Below are 16,548 nucleotides of genomic sequence, written 5' to 3'. Positions count from 1 at the left end.
GCGCGCGCGGCCGGGGGGCATGCCGCCGCGCGCGTGGCCCCGGTGCGCGCCGCCGCACGCTGGTGGTCTCGGTGCGTGCCACCAGGCACGCGTGGTCACGGTGCGTGCGGCCACAGGCGCGCAGCTCCTGTCCGTGCGGCCACACGCACGCGGCCTCGGTCCGTGCCGGCACGCGAGCGTGCACTCTGTTCGTGCGGTTACGTGCGTGAAGACCCCGCCGGTCCCGCCGGTCGGTTTCCTCACGCGCGCCTCGCGCCAGGGCTCCGGCCCGCCGGACCGGAGCCCTGGCGCCGGACTCACGACACCGTCAGGTGAGCCCGTCGGGCGTCATCCTCACGGCCCGTCCCCGTCCCCGTCCCCTTCCCCTGGCGAGGGCTCCGCGGCGGCCAGAGCCGTGGCCGGGTCCCGGGTGGGCTCTCCGGCGGGCTGCCAGCGGCCGCGCTCCTTGCGGTAGGGCCACCAGCGGCCGTCACGGCCGAGACGCAGCTGGGTCGCCGAGCCGGCCGGCGTCCACCGGTTGCCCCGCGCCCGCAGCTCGGGCCGCTCGTCCGGGTCCCAGGCCGCCGCCAGGGCGGCACGCGCGCGTGCGAGGGCCTCGCCCTCGACCTGCCACTCCTCGTCGAGTACGGACAGGGCGTCCGGGCCGCCCAGCCGCCAGGCGCGCACGGCCGTCGCCAGTCCCTCGCGGCCGCGCCCCGACCCGGCGGCCAACCGGTCGGCCACCTCCCGCGCCGGATCACCCGCGGCCAGCCGCACCGCGTCCTGCCCGACCGTCAACCGCGCCCCTGGTTCGCCCCCGAGCGCCTGGGCGAGCAGCCGATGGGCGTGCACGACGGTGCGCGCCGCCAGGTACTCCAGTGCCGGCGGGTCCACGCCGGGCGCGGGCGGAGTCTCGGTGTCGAGGGAGGGCGACGTCCCCGGCTCGTCCGGCAGGCAGGGCGGGGCGGGAAGCGGGGGCAGGATGTCGCCGGCGGCGTACGCCTCGGCCGCGTCCACGCCCTCCGGCTGGGCGGGCTCCGGGACGGCGTGTGCCCCGCTGCGCGCCTGTAGGTCCTCCAGCAGGGCGGGTTCGGTCCGTCCCCGCATCAGCAGCAGGACGAACGGGTCCTGATCCAGCAGCCGAGCGACTTCGTAGCAGAGCGCCGCGGTGTGCCCGCAGTGGTCCCAGGCGTCGCAGTCGCACTCGGGTTCCAGGTCACCGATCCCGGGCAGCAGGTCGACACCCGCGGTCGCCGCGTCCTCGACCAGGTGCGGCGGCATCTCCCGGTCCAGCAGCGCCGCGACATGACCGGCCCGCTCCACCGTCATGTCCAGGAAACGGTCCCACTGCGCGGGCGAGAGCTCGGACAGCAGGACATCGGCCCGGTGGGCCGTGCCGTCGCGGTCCTGCACCACGGCCGTGAGCCGGCCCGGGCGCACCGACACCGCGCCGACCGCTCCCGCCCGGGCCAGCCGGCGGCCCGCCTTGAGCTGCGCCAGGTCGAGCGCGGTGTCCTCCAGCGCCTGAAGCCAGGCCCGGCCCCACCAGCTCGCGGCGAACGCCTTGCCGCGGGCGGGCGGCAGCGCGGCGAACGTCCGCTCCGGGGTGTCGTCGTACCGGTTCATCGCAGGCCCCCTCGCAGCTCGACCAGGTCGGCCAGTTCGGCGTCCGTCAGTTCGGTCAGCGCGGACTCGCCGGAGCCCAGCACGGCGTCCGCGAGCTCCCGTTTGCGGGCCAGGAGTTCGGCGATGCGGTCCTCCACGGTTCCCTCGGCGATGATGCGGTGCACCTGCACCGGCCGCGTCTGGCCGATCCGGTACGCGCGGTCGGTCGCCTGCGCCTCGACGGCAGGGTTCCACCAGCGGTCGTAGTGCACCACGTGCTCGGCCCGGGTCAGGTTCAGCCCGGTGCCCGCCGCCTTCAACGACAGCAGGAACACCGGCACCTCACCGTCCTGGAACCGTCGCACCATGGCCTCCCGTTCGGCGACGGACGTGCCACCGTGCAGGAACTGCGAGGGCGTCCCGCGCGCGGCCAGATGGCGTTCCAGGAGGCGGGCCATCTGCACGTACTGCGTGAAGACCAGGACACCGGCCCCCTCGGCGAGAATCGTGGTCAGCAGCTCGTCCAGCAGTTCCAGCTTCCCGGAGCGCCCGGAGACCACCGGTCGCTCCTCCTTGAGGTACTGGGCCGGGTGGTTGCAGATCTGCTTGAGACCGGTCAGCAGCTTCACGATCAGGCCCCGCCGGGCCATGCTGCCCGCGCCGGAGATCTCCGCCAGCGCCTCGCGCACCACGGCCTCGTAGAGCGCCGTCTGCTCCGGGGTGAGCAGCACGGCGTGGTCCGTCTCCGTCTTCGGCGGCAGCTCGGGGGCGATGCCCGGGTCCGACTTGCGGCGGCGCAGCAGGAACGGCCGTACCAGCCGGGCCAGGCGGTCGGCGGCCCCCGGGTCGCGGCCGCCCTCGACCGCCTCCGCGTACCGTCGCCGGAAGGTGCCGAGCCGGCCCAGCAGTCCCGGAGTCGCCCAGTCGAGGATCGCCCACAGCTCCGACAGGTTGTTCTCCACCGGGGTGCCGGTGAGGGCCACGCGCGCGCGTGCGCCGATGGAACGCAGCTCGCGCGCGGTGGAGGAGTACGGGTTCTTCACGTGCTGGGCCTCGTCCGCCACGAGCATGCCCCACGGCACCTCACCGAGCCGGCCCGCGTCCAGGCGCATCGTGCCGTACGTGGTGAGGACGAACTCGCCCTGTGCGAGGTCCTCCAGGGAGCGCCGCGGGCCGTGGAAACGCCGCACGGGGACGCCCGGGGCGAACCGCTCGATCTCCCTCTGCCAGTTGCCCATCAGGGACGTCGGGCAGACCACGAGGGTCGGCCCCGCGGACTGCGCGTCGGTCTGCCGGTGCAGATGCAGGGAGATCAGGGTGATCGTCTTGCCGAGCCCCATGTCGTCGGCGAGACAGCACCCCAGCCCGAGCGAGGTCATGCTCGCCAGCCAGTTGAGCCCCCGCCGCTGGTAGTCGCGCAGGGTGGCCGCGAGGGCGGCGGGCTGCTCGACGGGCTGCTGCGCCTCGGGATCGGCGAGCCGCTCCTTCAGCTGCGCGAGCCACCCCGTGGGCTGCGCCTCCACTCGGTGGCCCTCGACCTCGGCCCAGCCCGTCAAAGCCACGCCCAGCGCGTCCACCGGGGTGACCTTGTGGTCCTGCCGGGAGCGGGCCAGGCGTACCTCCTGCGGGTCGACCAGGACCCACTGGTCGCGCAGTCGCACCACGGGGCGCTTGGCCTCGGCGAGGCGGTCCAGTTCCGCGCGGCTGAGCTGCCGGTCCCCCAGCGCGAACGACCAGGTGAAGGAGAGCAGTGCGTCGGCGGAGAGGAACGACGGGGCCACCCCGGAACTCCGCCCGGCCCGCACGTCGTCCGGCTGCGTTCCGCTGTCGGAGGGCCCCACGTCCGCGCGCGTGGTGAGCTTCCGGGTCAGTCCCCTGGGCCAGTGCACCTCCACCCCGGCCAGCGCCAGGGCCCGTGCCCCGGCGCCCAGCAGGTCGACGACCTCCTCGTCGGCGAGCGCCACCGCGTCCGGCACGGCCGCCGACAGCAGGGGAGCGAGCGGCGTCCAGGCCCGGGCCGCCCGCCGCAGCGCGAGCAGGACGTCCATCCGCGCGCGCGGGCCGAAGGCCTCGCCGCCGGCCCACAGGTCCGCGGCGTCCGCCACAAGTGCCGGGTCGCTGACGCTGTGGACCTGCAACACGGCCCGGAAGGCCACGTCCGCGCCGAGACCCTCCGGATCGCCCGACCCGTCCGCCCCACTGCCGCCGTTTCCGTCCGCCCCAGTGCCTTCGTGTCCGTCCGTCCCAGTGCCTCCGGAGGCCTCCGCCTCGATGTCCGGCAGCCCGTCCGTCTCGATCCGCAACGAGAGCCGTACGCCCGCGTCGTGGCCGGCGGCGATGTCGGCGGCCCAGGCACGCTGCCCGGGCAGGTGCACCGGGGTGAGCGACGCGTAGGCCTCCGTGCCGGTTACCAGGGGCACGGCGGGGGAGCGGGGCAGGGTGTCGGCCACTGCGTCGAAGAAGGCCCTCAGGAGCGGCTCCGGCCGGGGCAGCCGCAAGGGTCCCGGCCCGTCCAGTGGCACGGCATGCGCCTCGGGCGGCATCGCGGCGGCGAGGCGGCGTACGGCCTCGACGTCCTCGGCGTGCAGCGGTCCGGCGCGCCAGGCGTCGTGGTCAGCCGGCGACAGCCCCGGCAGCAGCAGCCCGCGCGACAGGAGATGCAGTGCGTGCAGGACGGCCGCGCGCCAGAACACCGCCGACCGGTGGTCCCCGGCTTCGGCACGCACGCGTGTCAGGACCGGAAGGGCGGTGCGCAGCGGCAGCAGGGCGGCGGGCACCGTCGCTCTCTCGACCCCGTCGTCACCGGCGACGACGACCTCGAGATCGACGACCGTCAGGTCGCGGAGGGCCGGTTCCGACTCGGGCGACGGCCCAGAAACCGGGGGAAGCGTGCCGTCCGGCCGCCAGAAGGCGATGCCGCCGGTGCGCGGCGGGTCGCCGGGCAGGAACACGGCGTGACAGCGGGTCAGTTCGAGGGGCGCGGAGGAGGATTCCCGGGGTGTCGACTGCTCGGTTATGGCTGAGTCCTCAAATTTGACTAGCGGGTCGGAGTCGCCGAGGGTACAGCACTCCTGCCGCGCACGGATATGACAAGACTGTGAGCCGGGTCACCGTGGAGTCTCAGGGGCGCCTCGGGGTCCGGCCTCAGGGATGTCTCAGGGGCGCGGATCGGAACCGGCGCGGGCGCGGGCCCGTTCTCGGGACAGAGAGCGGCACCAGCCGCGAAGGAGGCGACGACATGTCCAACAACGCCAAGATCGCCGTGGGAGGTGTGGCGGTCGGCCTGGTCCTGCTGATCTGGCTGCCCTGGTGGGCGGCGCTCCTGATCGTGCTGGGGGTTCCGGCCGCGGCCTACCTCACCCTGGACCCGTCACAGCGGCGCAGGCTGCGCCGTGCCACACGCAAGGAACTCGGCCGGTGAGGCGCCCGGGAACGCGCAGGGCCGCCACCCACTGACGCTCAGTTGGGCCGTACGGCCATCTTGTCCAGCGCTTCGAGGAGCCCCGGCAGCTCCGGCCCCCTGCCCACGGGCAGGACCTCGCCCGGCTCGTCGTCGAGCAGCACGAAGGCGATGTCGTCGGTCCGGGCGACCAGGGACCAGCCCGGGCCGTCGGCCCGCAGGATCCGGGCGTCACCGGGGGCGAACGAGGAACGGACCCGGCCCAGCGGCGGTGGCGTGTCCAGGTAGGTGCGCGCTTCGGCGAGAGCGCGCCGGATGCCGCTGTGGCCGGCCCTCCGCCCGTTCTCCCCGCCGCCTTGCGCGTCGCCGCTGCCCTGGGCGCTGTCCTGCGCGCCGCTCTGCGTGCTGACCTGCGCATCGCCCTGCGCCCCGCCGTCCTCGCTCGCGGACGCGGTGGGCCGGGGGTAGGCCGCCTCGACCTGCTCCCGCCACATCGCCCACTGCAGGGCGATCTCGTCCGCTCCGAGGCGTCGCTGGGCCGGGCCCCAGACGCCGGTGTCGGGCGGAGTCAGCGGGGGGCGGTCGTCGACGTCCGGGCCCGGATCGTGCGGTGCGGGCACACCGGGCGCCGCGACGGCGACCGCGAGCGGCCAGCCGGGCAGCGCGGACACGACCGTGCGCTCGTCCGGGGACAGCTCGTACTCCATGCCGCAGTCCCACGACGCGATCGCGACGGCCACCAGGGAGACGTCGTCGGTGACCACGGTCCACCGGGCACCCTCGCCGTCCTGGCCGAGCACCAGCCCGTACCCGTCCGCGAGCGGGGCGAGACCGAGCGCCGCACAGGCCTCGGGGTAGTCGTCGCCGAGCACACTCGGGAACTTCGCCGGCGTCAGCAGCACCGCCGTGAGCACGTAGAGCGCGTCGTCCTCGGCGGTGACGGCGACCTCGTCCGTCCCGGCCATCCCAGCCTCCCCATCGGTTCGTCCAACCGCGCGCACCCTAGTGCGCCCGGAAGCCGCTTGTCACGACCCGGTCGGCCGCGCGAGCTGCAGTTTTCCGGCGGACGGGGGCGAATCGGCCGCCGCGGAGGGATGTGTCACCCCGTCGGCAGCCCCAGCAGCTCCCGGGCCACCGTCTCGGGTGACCGGCCCCGCTCTCGCGCGAGGGCGATCACGGCCCGGCAGGCCAGTTCGTTCACGCCGAACGACAGGGCCTCCGGCGACACCCAGCCGGCCGCCTCCTCGGCCCGGTCCTGGTCGTCCTCGACGCAGGCCGTGACGTAGGACGCCGCGGCCTCGAACAGGTTGTGCGGACGCCCGCCCCCGCCGGCCTTCGGTTCCGTGCGCAAGGCGTGCGCGACCTTGTCCCCGGCCTTGCGGACCCTGCCCCACATGTCGACCACCCTTCCACCGGTGTGCGCGAACTGCCGTGCCGTCGTGTCGGCGCCATACCGTCATCTCGGCTTGTCCAACGTAAAGTTGCGGGACTCGGGGCAGAAGGGGGACGGCACGGTGAAGCGATTCGCGCGTCTGGAACAGATCCGGCAGATGGACCCGAACCGGCAGGCCACGGACATCTACCGGCTGAGCGTGGCCTACGAATTCCCGTGGGACCACACCAGGGCGCTGGAGCTGGCGCTGTATCGCACGTACGCCGTCCCGAGCATCGGCCGGCTGCTCGCCCGCACGGCGGAGCTCACCGAGCGCGCGCAGAAGCGCTACGACGACACCGCGCTGCTCCTGGACACCGTCGTGGAGCACGGTTTCGGCAGTGACCAGGGCAGGACGGCGATCCGCCGGATCAACGGGATGCACCGCAGCTACGACATCAGCGACGACGACATGCGCTATGTCCTGTGCACCTTCGTGGTCATGCCCAAGCGGTGGATCGACGCCTACGGCTGGCGGCGGATGTCACGCCACGAGATCGTCGCCTCCGTCGTCCACTACCGCACACTGGGCCGGCACATGGGCATCAAGGACATCCCCGGCACCTACGAGGAGTTCGAGGCGGTGCTCGACGCCTACGAAGCGGCCCACTTCGCCTGGGACGAGGAGGCACGGCGCGTCTCGGACGCCACGCTCGACCTGATGGCCTCCTGGTACCCGGCGCCGCTCGCGCCCCTGCTGCGCACCACGACCCTCTCGCTTCTCGACGACTCCCTCCTGCGGGCCTTCCGGTACACCCCGCCGAGCGCCGCCACGCGCGCGTGGGTGCGTCGCGCCGTCCGGCTGCGGGGCCGCGCCGTCCGGTTGCTTCCGCCCCGCCGATCCCCGCACTTCGCACGCCAGAACCGTGAGATCAAGTCCTACCCGAACGGCTACCGGATCGCCGACCTGGGCACCCGTCCGGTCCCCGGTCTGCGGGGCTGCCCCGTGCGGCACGGAAAGGCCCCGGATGCCGGGAACGGGTGAGACGCGGACCGCAACCGGCTCGCACATCCCGGGCCGAAGTCACCACGACGTTCGCCTCGCCCACCGCTCGACGCGTACCCCAGGCACGGTCAGGTGTCCGAGCGCACGGCCAGCGCGAGGAAGCGGTCGTCCTCGTCCACGTACGACGTCAGCCGCCAGCCCGCACCGGCCAGCAGCGGACCGAGACGGGGCTCGGCGCGCAGATCGTCCGGGGTGAGCGCACGGCCGTGCCGGGCCGCGAGGCGAGCCCTGCCGATCGGGTGGAACAGGGCCAGCAGTCCGCCGGGGCGCACCACGCGCGCGAGTTCACGCAGGTTCGCGGCCGGGTCCGGCAGGTGCGAGACGAGCCCCGCACCGAACACGGCGTCCAGTGAGCCCGACCGCAGGGGAAGAGCGGCGACGTCCGCGAGGAGCAGCGCCCCGTCCCGGTCCCGTCCTGCCCGCACGGCCTCGCGCAGCATCGCCGGTGTCAGGTCGGCCCCGAGCACGACACCCGAGGGCCCGACGGCATCACGCAGCGGCGGCAGGGCACGGCCCGTACCGCACCCGGCGTCCAGCACCCGGCCCCCCGGCCGCAGCCCGAGTTCCGCCACCGCGGCCGCGTAGGCCGGCCCGTCGTCGGGGAACCGGCTGTCCCAGTCTGCGGCGCGGGTTGTGAAGAACTCCTGGACACGCGTCTGGTCGTCGCTCATGTACGGCATGATTCCTCACCGGCACGGATGACGCCTCGGTGCACACGTTCGAGCGCGACCCGATCGTTCCGCAGCATCCTTGCGCCACATTGCAACTACTTTCGAAATGCGCCCCCTTCACGCGGCATACCCGGGTCTAGCGTCCCGGGGCCATGGGACACCTGGACCACGCCGCCCTGGGGTGGCTGACCCCCGTGCTGTCGTACGTGATGGCCTGCACCGGCGCCGCGCTGGGGCTGCGCTGCACCGTCCGCGCGCTCGCCACCACCGGACGCTCGCGCCGCAACTGGCTCCTCACCGCCGCCTCGGCGATCGGCACCGGCATCTGGACCATGCACTTCGTGGCCATGCTCGGATTCAGCGTCGCCGGCACCGACATCCGCTACGACGTGCCGCTCACCCTGCTGAGCCTGATGGTCGCCATGGTCGTCGTCTGCGCCGGCGTCTTCGCCGTCGGCTACAGCCGCGACCGCGGCCGCGCCCTCGTCCTCGGCGGACTCACCACCGGCGTCGGCGTCGCCAGCATGCACTACCTGGGCATGGCGGCCGTACGGCTGCACGGTGACGTGACGTACGACCCGCTGCTCGTCGGGCTGTCGGTCCTCATCGCCGTCGTCGCCGCCACGGCGGCGCTGTGGGCGGCGCTCAACATCAAGTCACCCGTCGCGGTCACCGTGGCCTCCCTGATCATGGGTGCCGCCGTCAGCAGCATGCACTACACCGGCATGTTCGCGGTGGCGGTGCGGGTGACGCCGTCGTCCGACATCCTGCCCGGCGCCACGGCGATGCAGTTCATCTTCCCCCTCGCGGTCGGCCTGGGGTCCTACCTCTTCCTGACCTCCGCTTTCGTGGCGCTGTCACCGGCCGTCGGGGAACGCGAGGCCACCGCGTCGGCCCAGCGGACGGTCGGCACCGCCCCTTCCTAGCGACTCCCCGTGCGGCCCGGCTGCCGCACTCCGCCCCGCCGCGGCCCCGGCGGCACCCCGACCACTCCCGAGCGAGGAGTCCATGCGCACACCCCGGAGGACGCCCACAGCCGGCGCCCAGACGCCGCCCCCGCCCGTGCGCGGCCGTCGCGCACACGCCGGGCCACCGGCCGAGGAGGGACCCGAGACACCCGAGGGCGAAGGCGCGGACGGCATACCCGCGCGGGCCGAGCGCTGGCGGGTGCGTCCGCGGACCGTGCGGGCCAAGATCGTCTGCCTCCTGATGGTGCCCGTCGTGTCCCTGCTGGCCCTGTGGGCGTACGCCACCGTCACCACCGCCCAGGACGTCTCACGACTGCGGCAGGTGCAGCGCGTGGACGCCGCCGTCCGCGTCCCCGTGGCGACCGCGGTCGCCGCGCTCCAGGCCGAACGCGCGGCGGCGGTCCGCCGCGCCACCGACCCGTCGGCCGTACGCGCCGACGAACTGGACGAACTGGCCCGCCGCACCGACGCGGCCGTCGCGAGACTCCGGCTCGGCCGGAGCAGCACCGTCGCCGACAGCGAGGAACTGCCCGCCGCCGTCGCCCCCCGCCTCCGGGAGTTCGTCACCGGCGCCGAACAACTGGAGCCACTGCGCACGGCGGTGCTCGACCGGCGCGTGGGCTGGGAAGACGCGTACAAGAGGTACACGAGCACCCTCGCCGCGGCCTTCGGGGCGGTCGGCTCCCTCACCGGCATCCAGGACGCCGCCCTCGGCTCCGACGCACGCGTGCTGCTGGAGTTCTCACGGGCGGGCGAGGCGCTGGCGCAGGAGGACGCGGTGCTGGCGAGCGCCCGCCTGAGCGGTGCGCTCGACGGGGAACGGCTCCGGTTGTTCGCCGGCGCGGTCCAGGTGCGCCGCACACTCACCGATTCGGCCGTGGCGGACCTGCGCGGCACCGAACGAGCCGCCTGGGGCAGCCTGGAGAGCGACGGCGCCCACGACAGTCTGGGCGCCGTCGAGGACAAGGTGCTCGCCGCCGGATCCGGCGCCCGCGCGGTGGACGCGGTCCCCGCGGACACCTGGACCACCGCCCACACGCGCGTGCAGAACGGAATGCGCACCATCGAGGGCGACGCGGCGCGCAGCGTGGCGGAGCGGGCCGACCCCTTCAGCCGGGGCCTGCTCACGCCAGCCGGTGCCGCCGTCCTGTTCGGTCTCGCTGCCGTCGCCGCCTCGCTCGTCATCTCCGTGCGCATCGGACGCGGCCTGGTGGTGGAACTCGTGAGCCTGCGCAACACCGCGCTGGAGATCGCCCGGCGCAAACTCCCCGACGCCATGCGGAAACTGCGCGCCGGAGAGGACATCGACATCGACGCCGAGGTGCCGTCGACCCCGCCGGCAGAGGACGAGACCGGCCAGGTGGCCGGGGCCCTCGGCACGGTCCACCGCGCCGCCCTGCGAGCCGCGGTGGAACGCGCGGAACTCGCCAGCGGCATCTCCGGCGTCTTCGTCAACCTCGCCCGCCGCAGCCAGATCCTCGTCCACCGGCAACTCAGCCTGCTGGACAGCATGGAACGCCGCTCCGACGACCCGAACGAACTCGGCGACCTCTTCCGGCTCGACCACCTCACCACCCGCATGCGGCGCCACGCCGAGAGCCTGATCATCCTCTCCGGAGCCGCGCCCGGACGGGCCTGGCGCACGCCCGTCTCGCTCACCGACGTCGTCCGCGCCGCGGTCTCCGAGGTGGAGGACTACGCGCGCGTGGAGGTACGGCAGCTCCCCGAGGCGTCCGTGGCCGGTGCGGCCGTCGCCGACCTCACCCACCTGCTCGCCGAACTCATCGAGAACGCGGCCCAGTTCTCACCGCCCCACACGCGCGTGCGCGTCACCGGCGAACCCGTGGGCAACGGCTACGCCGTGGAGGTCGAGGACCGCGGCCTCGGCATGGGCAAGGAGACCCTCGCCGAGGCCAACCGCCGCATCGCGCAGTCCGAGGCGCTCGACCTGTTCGACAGCGACCGGCTCGGGCTGTTCGTCGTCAGCAGGCTCGCCGCCCGCCACGAGGTCAAGGTCCACCTGCGGACCTCGCCGTACGGCGGCACCACCGCCGTCGTCCTGCTGCCCACCGCACTGCTGCACGCGGACACGGCCGAACGCTCCCCTGCCGGGACGACCCGCACCAGCCCGTACGGCGAAGCGGCCCACGCGCGCGTGCCCGACGGCAGCCGCCTCCACGACCCCGTCCCCGCCCAGGCCGACCGGCGCGCCCTCATGGCCTCGGTACCCGCCGCCACCGGGACGGCGAGCCACACGGAGGACACCCACCACCTCACCGCCTCGGACCACCCCGGGACGCCAAGGCACACCGTCCCGGAGAGCCACACCGAGCCGGACGGCCGCACCGGGACGGAGAGCCGTGCCGAGCCCGACGGCCGTACCGGGACGGTGAGCCGCGCCGACCCGAGGAGCCGCACCGAGGCCCCGGGGCACGGCGAGTCCACGAGCCGCACCCCACCACCAGGAGTCGCCACCTTGCGACTGCACCGACCCCCGGAGCAGCCCGACCACTCCGACGATCTTCCGCGGCGGGTACGCCAGGCCAGTCTCGCCCCCCAACTGCGCGAAGGACGCCCCGACGAACCGCACGCGACGCCCGCCCCGCGGGACGACACGCGCACACCCGAACTCGTACGGGACCGCATGGCCGCCTACCGCGACGGCTGGGCGCGCGGCGGAGGCAGGCGACCCGGGCGCGGACCGGCGCCCCACCCGGCGGCGGGCCACGAAAGCAGCGAAGGAGACCCCGCATGATCCAGGACCCGAGCACGCACACCGCCCGGCGCTCCGGCGAACTCGACTGGCTGCTGGACGATCTGACGCTCCGCGTGAGCGAGATCCGGCACGCCGTCGTGCTGTCCAACGACGGCCTCGCGGTGGGCGCCTCCAGCGACCTGCGGCGCGAGGACGCCGAACACCTCGCCGCGGTCGCCTCCGGCTTCCACAGCCTGGCCAAGGGAGCGGGACGGCACTTCGGGGCCGGCGGCGTGCGCCAGACCATGGTCGAGATGGACGAGGGTTTCCTGTTCGTGGCCGCCGCGGGCGACGGATCCTGCCTCGCCCTGCTCACCGCCGTCACCGCCGACATCGGCCTGGTCGCCTACGAGATGGCACGCCTGGTCAAGCGCGTCGGCGAGCATCTCGGCACCGCGCCCCGCGTCGGCACCCACCCACCGACCGCCGGATGAACGAGCAGAACGGCCCGCGCAGATGACCGAGGACATGACCGGCGCCCCGCTCGACCAGGGCAGCCAGTGGTACGACGTCGAGGCCGGTCCGCTCGTCCGCCCCTACGCGCTGACGGGCGGCCGGACCCGGCCGGGCCCCGAGGGCGTCCGGTTCGACCTGATCGCGCTGGTCACCCTGGATCCGGCCGCGCAGGGCACGGACGACGCCCCGCTCGGCCCGGAACACCGCAACATCCTCGGCCTGTGCCGCACCGAGACCCAGTCGGTCGCCGAACTCGCCGCCGGCACGGACCTGCCGGTGGGCGTGATCCGGGTTCTCCTCGGCGACCTCCTGGAACTCGGCTGCGTCACCGTCAGCCGCCCGGTTCCCCCCGCGCAACTGCCCGACGAACGCATCCTCCGCGAGGTGATCGAAGGGCTCAAAGCCCTGTGACCGGCGGCCACCACACATGGCCACCGGACGCCGACCGTCGCTCGCCCCGCCGGTCCTCCACCCCACCTGCACCACGTCAACCCTGCCGGCACTCCCGAGAGAAGTGATCAATGGTCTCCGAGCACTCCGACGCCGCGGGCGGCGACACCACCGCACTGGCGTTGAAGATTCTGGTCGCCGGCGGGTTCGGCGTGGGCAAGACGACCCTGGTGGGTGCCGTCAGCGAGATCCGCCCCCTGCGCACCGAGGAACTGCTCAGTGAAGCCGGCCGCTCGGTGGACGACACCGAGGGAGTGGACCACAAGACGACCACGACCGTCGCCATGGACTTCGGGCGGATCACCATCAGGTCCGGGCTCTCGCTGTACCTGTTCGGCACCCCCGGCCAGGACCGGTTCTGGTTCCTGTGGGACGAGCTGGCCCAGGGGGCGCTCGGTGCCGTGGTCCTCGCCGACACCCGTCGTCTGGAGGACTGCTTCCCCGCCGTCGACTACTTCGAGCACCGGCGCATCCCGTTCGTGGTGGCCGTCAACTGCTTCGCGGGTGCCCGTATGCACGGCGCCCCGGACGTCTCGCGCGCCCTCGATCTCGACCGCGGCACCCCGGTGGTGCTGTGCGACGCGCGTGAACGCGACTCGGGCAAGGAGGTGCTGATCCGGCTCGTCGAGTACGCCGGGCGCATGCACACCGCCCGGCTGCTCGACTCCGTGATTTGAGCCGCCGCTCGCCGGCTCCGCCGGCTGGACGCCGTCGCGCGTTCAGTCGGCAACGTCAGCCTCGGCCAGGACCTTGTCGACGGTCACGCGCACGAGGAGTTCGCCCGGAACACCGTTGCGGGCACCGAACTCCTCGGCGCGGTCGGCGCCCATGTAGCGAGCCGCGATCCGGGTGGCCCAGTGGCGCACCTCGTCGAGGTCCTCCGAGACGCGGGCACGGCCCTGCACCACGACGAACGCGTACGGCGGCCGGTCGTCGTCGACGCACAGGGCGACCCGGCCGTCCCGGATGATGTTGCGCCCCTTCACGGTTTCCTTGCCGGTGTTGAACACCAGCTCGTCCCCGTCCATCACGAACCAGATCGGCGCCACGTGCGGACTGCCGTCGGCCCGGACGGTCGAGAGCTTTCCGGTGCGGGTGCCGTGGGACACGAACTCCCGCCATTGCGCATCGGTCATCTTCTCTGCCATGGCGTCCATCCTCCTTGCCCCGGCCCCGGTCGTGGGGAAGGCTGGCATGGAGATCCTCCGAAAAGGAGGGGAATCGTACGGGGAGAAAACGGGGAGAACGGAAGATGCCGCAGAACCAGGGGCTGGGCTGGCTGCTCGACGATCTGACCGAACGCGTCCACGACGTGCGGCACGCACTGGTCCTGTCCAACGACGGCCTGGTGACCGGGTCGAGCACCGGACTGCGCCGCGAGGACGCCGAGCACCTCGCCGCCGTGTCGTCCGGACTGCACAGCCTGGCCAAGGGATCAGGACGGCACTTCGGAGCGGGCGGGGTACGCCAGACGATGATCGAGTTCGACGACGCGGTGCTCTTCGTCACCGCGGCGGGCACGGGCAGCTGCCTGTGCGTCCTGAGCGGCGCCGAAGCCGACATAGGCCAGATCGCCTACGAGATGACGCTTCTGGTCAACCGGGTCGGCGAGCATCTCGACGTGGACGCGCGCCAGCCCGAGCAGAAGCCGACAAGAGATCTTTGACCTGCGATTCTGTCGTTCTCCGTGGAGTTATCCACAGGCCGGGCACGCTCGGTCGTGAAACGGATACGGTCTGTTGCACGGCGATCGCGTCCGGCGTCAGCCGCCACTCCACGGGGGAGACCGACCATGTCACGCATCAGCACCACCACCGACGGCGCATCCTGCGCCCCCAGCCGGGCCGCCCGCGAACTCGACCTCAAACGCGGCGAGTTCGATCTGGCGGTGAACCTGGGCCTCATCCGTACCGTGCCCGACGAGGGTGGCCCAGGACGACGCGTGGCCCGGTCGGAGATCGACCGGCTGCGTGCCGAGGAGGGCTCCTCGGACGACCTGTGCCGGCGCGTTGCCACGGTGGGCACCCATGAGGGCGCCGAGCTCATGGGAGTGGCTCCGACGAGGTTCACGGCGCTGGCGCGTTTCGGCCTGCTGGTGCCGGTCCGCTTCTACCTCAACCGCTACCGCACCGTCGTCTGGCTCTACCTGGCCGAGGAACTGGGCCGGTTCGCGGCCGAAGCGGGCAACGCCCAGCTGCTGACCGGACGGCGGACACCACCCGAGATGCGGGAAGCGCAGAAGGCGGGAACGGACCGGCGGCCCCGCAACTGGCGCGGACGTCACATCGGGTTCCTGACCCGGCAGGCCGGGGAGGACCCGTGGGCGCGAGCCGCGGCTGTCGCCTCCCTCCTCGATCCGGCCGACGTCGCGGAGGTCGTGCCGGACCCCGGGGAGCGCGCACGACTGGACCGGTGCCGCCCCCGCCTTCCCTCGCACGGCGCCCCGGGATCGCCCGCCGCCGAGCTGGCCGCGGCGCTCATGACCGCGAGCGAACCGGACGAAGTCGCCTGGTTCCGAGCCGACCTGGCGCACACGCTGGAGACGGCACGTGAACGACCCGCGGCTCCCTCTCCCGCCGTGCGGCACACGCCGGCGCCCCTGCCGCGGCCCGCCTCGACCGTCACACGCCGGGCACCCGGCTCCCACGCGCCGTCCGGGGGCGCCACCCACCCCGGCCCCTCCCTCGCCACCCGCCCCGGGTCCCGCTCCGAGTCCCGCACCGGGTCCAACACCGGAGCCCGCCCGGGTGGCCTGCTGAGCCGCCTCCGCCGCAGAGGCCGCCGGTAGCGCCGTCGTCAGGGTGCCGCCACCGGCTCCTGCTCCGCGCCCTCGTCCGGGGCGACCAGCGACTGCGTGAACGGAATGCGGGACAGCGCCAGCACCCCGGCGGCGATCAGTGCGACCCCGAACAACTGGGGCACCAGCCACCACCCCGACCGGACCGTCTCCTCGTACAGCAGGATGCCGAGGGCGAGACTCACCAGCGCGTCGCCGAGAGTGAGCGCCGGCTGGGAGGCGACCAGCGGGCCGGCCTGCATGGCGTTCTCCAGCAGGAACAGCGCGCACACGCCGGTCAGGGCGAAGGCATAGGTCTGCCACGTGGTGAGGAAGGCCACGAGTCCCTGCTCGTCGAGGATGTGGGTGGCCGCCTTCATCAGCGCGGCGGTCACCGCGTAGCTGATCGCCGTGGCCGCCCCCAGACATGCGGCACGGGCACGGCCCTCGGGGCGCTTGAGCGCGGCGAGGGAAAGCACCACGACCACCCCCGCGCACACGGCCAGCGCGGGAATCCAGCGGTCCAGCGGTACATGGGTGCGGTCTCCGGACGGAGAGGCCGCGGCCAGGGCCACGGCGAGCCCGGCCACCACCATCGCGACGGCCACCCAGCCCGCACCGGGCAGATGCCGGTGCATCAGCAGAGAGGCGACGACCAGAGTGAGCGGAAGTTCCAAAACGAACAGCGGCTGCACGATCGTCAGCGGCCCCGTCGCCAGGGCCAGCGCCTGGCAGACGGCGGCGCCGATCACCGCGACGATGCCGGCCAGCCAGACCGGCCGCCGCAGCAGGTCGAGCATCAGCCCGGCCCGGAAGCCCTGCGCACGCGGCACGGTGAGCGCCGCCTTGCGCTGCAGCACGGTCGCGACGGCATTGCTGAGGGCCGCGCAGACGGCGAACAGAACGGGGAGCACGGTGTGCAGCGTGGTCACCTCCCGGTGGCGGCGGGCGCGTGACGCCGGCTGGCCCTTCCTCTGCCATGGTCACCGGGCCGGGCCCCGGGCGCGATCCGGGGCCCACCCCCTTGGGCCCGTACCGGTGAAGGCCGGC

General features: G+C 73.7%; 16 protein-coding genes. 9 read left to right on the top strand and 7 right to left on the bottom strand.

Features of this window, described 5'->3' with window-relative positions; translation table 11 throughout:
- Positions 1 to 333: 333 nt before the first annotated feature.
- Both ACZ6ZN_RS24990 and ACZ6ZN_RS24985 read right to left on the bottom strand, forming a co-directional pair.
- Complete coding sequence (locus tag ACZ6ZN_RS24990; protein ID WP_469649581.1) at positions 334 to 1,605, bottom strand: SWF or SNF family helicase; 1,272 nt, start codon at positions 1,603 to 1,605, stop codon at positions 334 to 336.
- Entirely contained in the window at positions 1,602 to 4,535 is a 2,934-nt protein-coding gene (locus ACZ6ZN_RS24985; protein WP_469649579.1) for a DEAD/DEAH box helicase, read from the bottom strand. The genes ACZ6ZN_RS24990 and ACZ6ZN_RS24985 overlap by 4 nt, the downstream gene beginning before the upstream one ends.
- Positions 4,536 to 4,822: 287 nt before the next feature.
- Here ACZ6ZN_RS24985 and ACZ6ZN_RS24980 point away from each other — a divergent pair, with 287 nt between their 5' ends.
- The gene (locus tag ACZ6ZN_RS24980) at positions 4,823 to 5,005 is read left to right on the top strand and encodes a hypothetical protein (protein WP_398108545.1); all 183 of its coding nucleotides are present in this window, start codon (positions 4,823 to 4,825) and stop codon (positions 5,003 to 5,005) included.
- A 38-nt stretch (positions 5,006 to 5,043) separates the two neighbouring features.
- Here ACZ6ZN_RS24980 and ACZ6ZN_RS24975 read toward each other — a convergent pair whose 3' ends face one another.
- Positions 5,044 to 5,949 (bottom strand): hypothetical protein, encoded by a 906-nt coding sequence (locus tag ACZ6ZN_RS24975; protein ID WP_469649576.1) that lies wholly within the window; start codon positions 5,947 to 5,949, stop codon positions 5,044 to 5,046.
- 134 nt (positions 5,950 to 6,083) lie between these two features.
- Positions 6,084 to 6,380, bottom strand: a complete 297-nt coding sequence (locus ACZ6ZN_RS24970; RefSeq protein ID WP_451878152.1) for a hypothetical protein — start codon at positions 6,378 to 6,380, stop codon at positions 6,084 to 6,086.
- A gap of 118 nt (positions 6,381 to 6,498) precedes the next feature.
- Between ACZ6ZN_RS24970 and ACZ6ZN_RS24965 the strand changes: the two genes are divergently transcribed.
- Positions 6,499 to 7,401: an oxygenase MpaB family protein gene (locus ACZ6ZN_RS24965; protein WP_469649573.1), complete on the top strand. Its 903-nt coding sequence runs from the start codon at positions 6,499 to 6,501 to the stop codon at positions 7,399 to 7,401.
- A gap of 89 nt (positions 7,402 to 7,490) precedes the next feature.
- On the opposite strand, the gene ACZ6ZN_RS24960 is transcribed toward ACZ6ZN_RS24965, so the two are convergent.
- Positions 7,491 to 8,093 carry a class I SAM-dependent methyltransferase gene (locus tag ACZ6ZN_RS24960; protein WP_398108541.1) on the bottom strand — a complete coding sequence of 201 codons (603 nt, stop codon included), beginning with the start codon at positions 8,091 to 8,093 and terminating at the stop codon, positions 7,491 to 7,493.
- Between the two features lie 152 nt (positions 8,094 to 8,245).
- Between ACZ6ZN_RS24960 and ACZ6ZN_RS24955 the strand changes: the two genes are divergently transcribed.
- The 5 genes from ACZ6ZN_RS24955 to ACZ6ZN_RS24935 all read left to right on the top strand — a co-directional run bounded on the left by ACZ6ZN_RS24955 (position 8,246) and on the right by ACZ6ZN_RS24935 (position 13,399).
- Entirely contained in the window at positions 8,246 to 9,019 is a 774-nt protein-coding gene (locus ACZ6ZN_RS24955) for an MHYT domain-containing protein (protein ID WP_451878155.1), read from the top strand.
- Between the two features lie 82 nt (positions 9,020 to 9,101).
- Entirely contained in the window at positions 9,102 to 11,816 is a 2,715-nt protein-coding gene (locus ACZ6ZN_RS24950) for a sensor histidine kinase (RefSeq protein WP_469649570.1), read from the top strand.
- Positions 11,813 to 12,250 carry a roadblock/LC7 domain-containing protein gene (locus tag ACZ6ZN_RS24945; RefSeq protein WP_451878157.1) on the top strand — a complete coding sequence of 146 codons (438 nt, stop codon included), beginning with the start codon at positions 11,813 to 11,815 and terminating at the stop codon, positions 12,248 to 12,250. Before ACZ6ZN_RS24950 ends, ACZ6ZN_RS24945 begins: the two co-directional genes overlap by 4 nt.
- A 22-nt stretch (positions 12,251 to 12,272) precedes the next feature.
- Positions 12,273 to 12,683, top strand: a complete 411-nt coding sequence (locus ACZ6ZN_RS24940; protein ID WP_398108538.1) for a DUF742 domain-containing protein — start codon at positions 12,273 to 12,275, stop codon at positions 12,681 to 12,683.
- A gap of 110 nt (positions 12,684 to 12,793) precedes the next feature.
- Complete coding sequence (locus ACZ6ZN_RS24935) at positions 12,794 to 13,399, top strand: GTP-binding protein (protein ID WP_469649566.1); 606 nt, start codon at positions 12,794 to 12,796, stop codon at positions 13,397 to 13,399.
- Positions 13,400 to 13,441: 42 nt separating this feature from the next.
- Here ACZ6ZN_RS24935 and ACZ6ZN_RS24930 read toward each other — a convergent pair whose 3' ends face one another.
- Positions 13,442 to 13,870, bottom strand: a complete 429-nt coding sequence (locus ACZ6ZN_RS24930) for a PPOX class F420-dependent oxidoreductase (protein ID WP_469649564.1) — start codon at positions 13,868 to 13,870, stop codon at positions 13,442 to 13,444.
- A gap of 104 nt (positions 13,871 to 13,974) precedes the next feature.
- Here ACZ6ZN_RS24930 and ACZ6ZN_RS24925 point away from each other — a divergent pair, with 104 nt between their 5' ends.
- The gene (locus tag ACZ6ZN_RS24925; RefSeq protein ID WP_398108535.1) at positions 13,975 to 14,388 is read left to right on the top strand and encodes a roadblock/LC7 domain-containing protein; all 414 of its coding nucleotides are present in this window, start codon (positions 13,975 to 13,977) and stop codon (positions 14,386 to 14,388) included.
- A gap of 126 nt (positions 14,389 to 14,514) precedes the next feature.
- The gene (locus tag ACZ6ZN_RS24920; protein WP_469649559.1) at positions 14,515 to 15,510 is read left to right on the top strand and encodes a DUF6397 family protein; all 996 of its coding nucleotides are present in this window, start codon (positions 14,515 to 14,517) and stop codon (positions 15,508 to 15,510) included.
- An 8-nt stretch (positions 15,511 to 15,518) separates the two neighbouring features.
- Here the strand turns inward: ACZ6ZN_RS24920 and ACZ6ZN_RS24915 are convergent, their stop codons facing one another.
- Entirely contained in the window at positions 15,519 to 16,421 is a 903-nt protein-coding gene (locus ACZ6ZN_RS24915) for a DMT family transporter (protein ID WP_451878211.1), read from the bottom strand.
- Between the last annotated feature and the right edge of the window lie 127 nt (positions 16,422 to 16,548).

It is taken from the genome of Streptomyces sp. NPDC053665, assembly GCF_055585285.1.
Note: the sequence above shows the minus strand (reverse complement) of the source record. Positions and strands in the feature narration are given on the sequence as shown.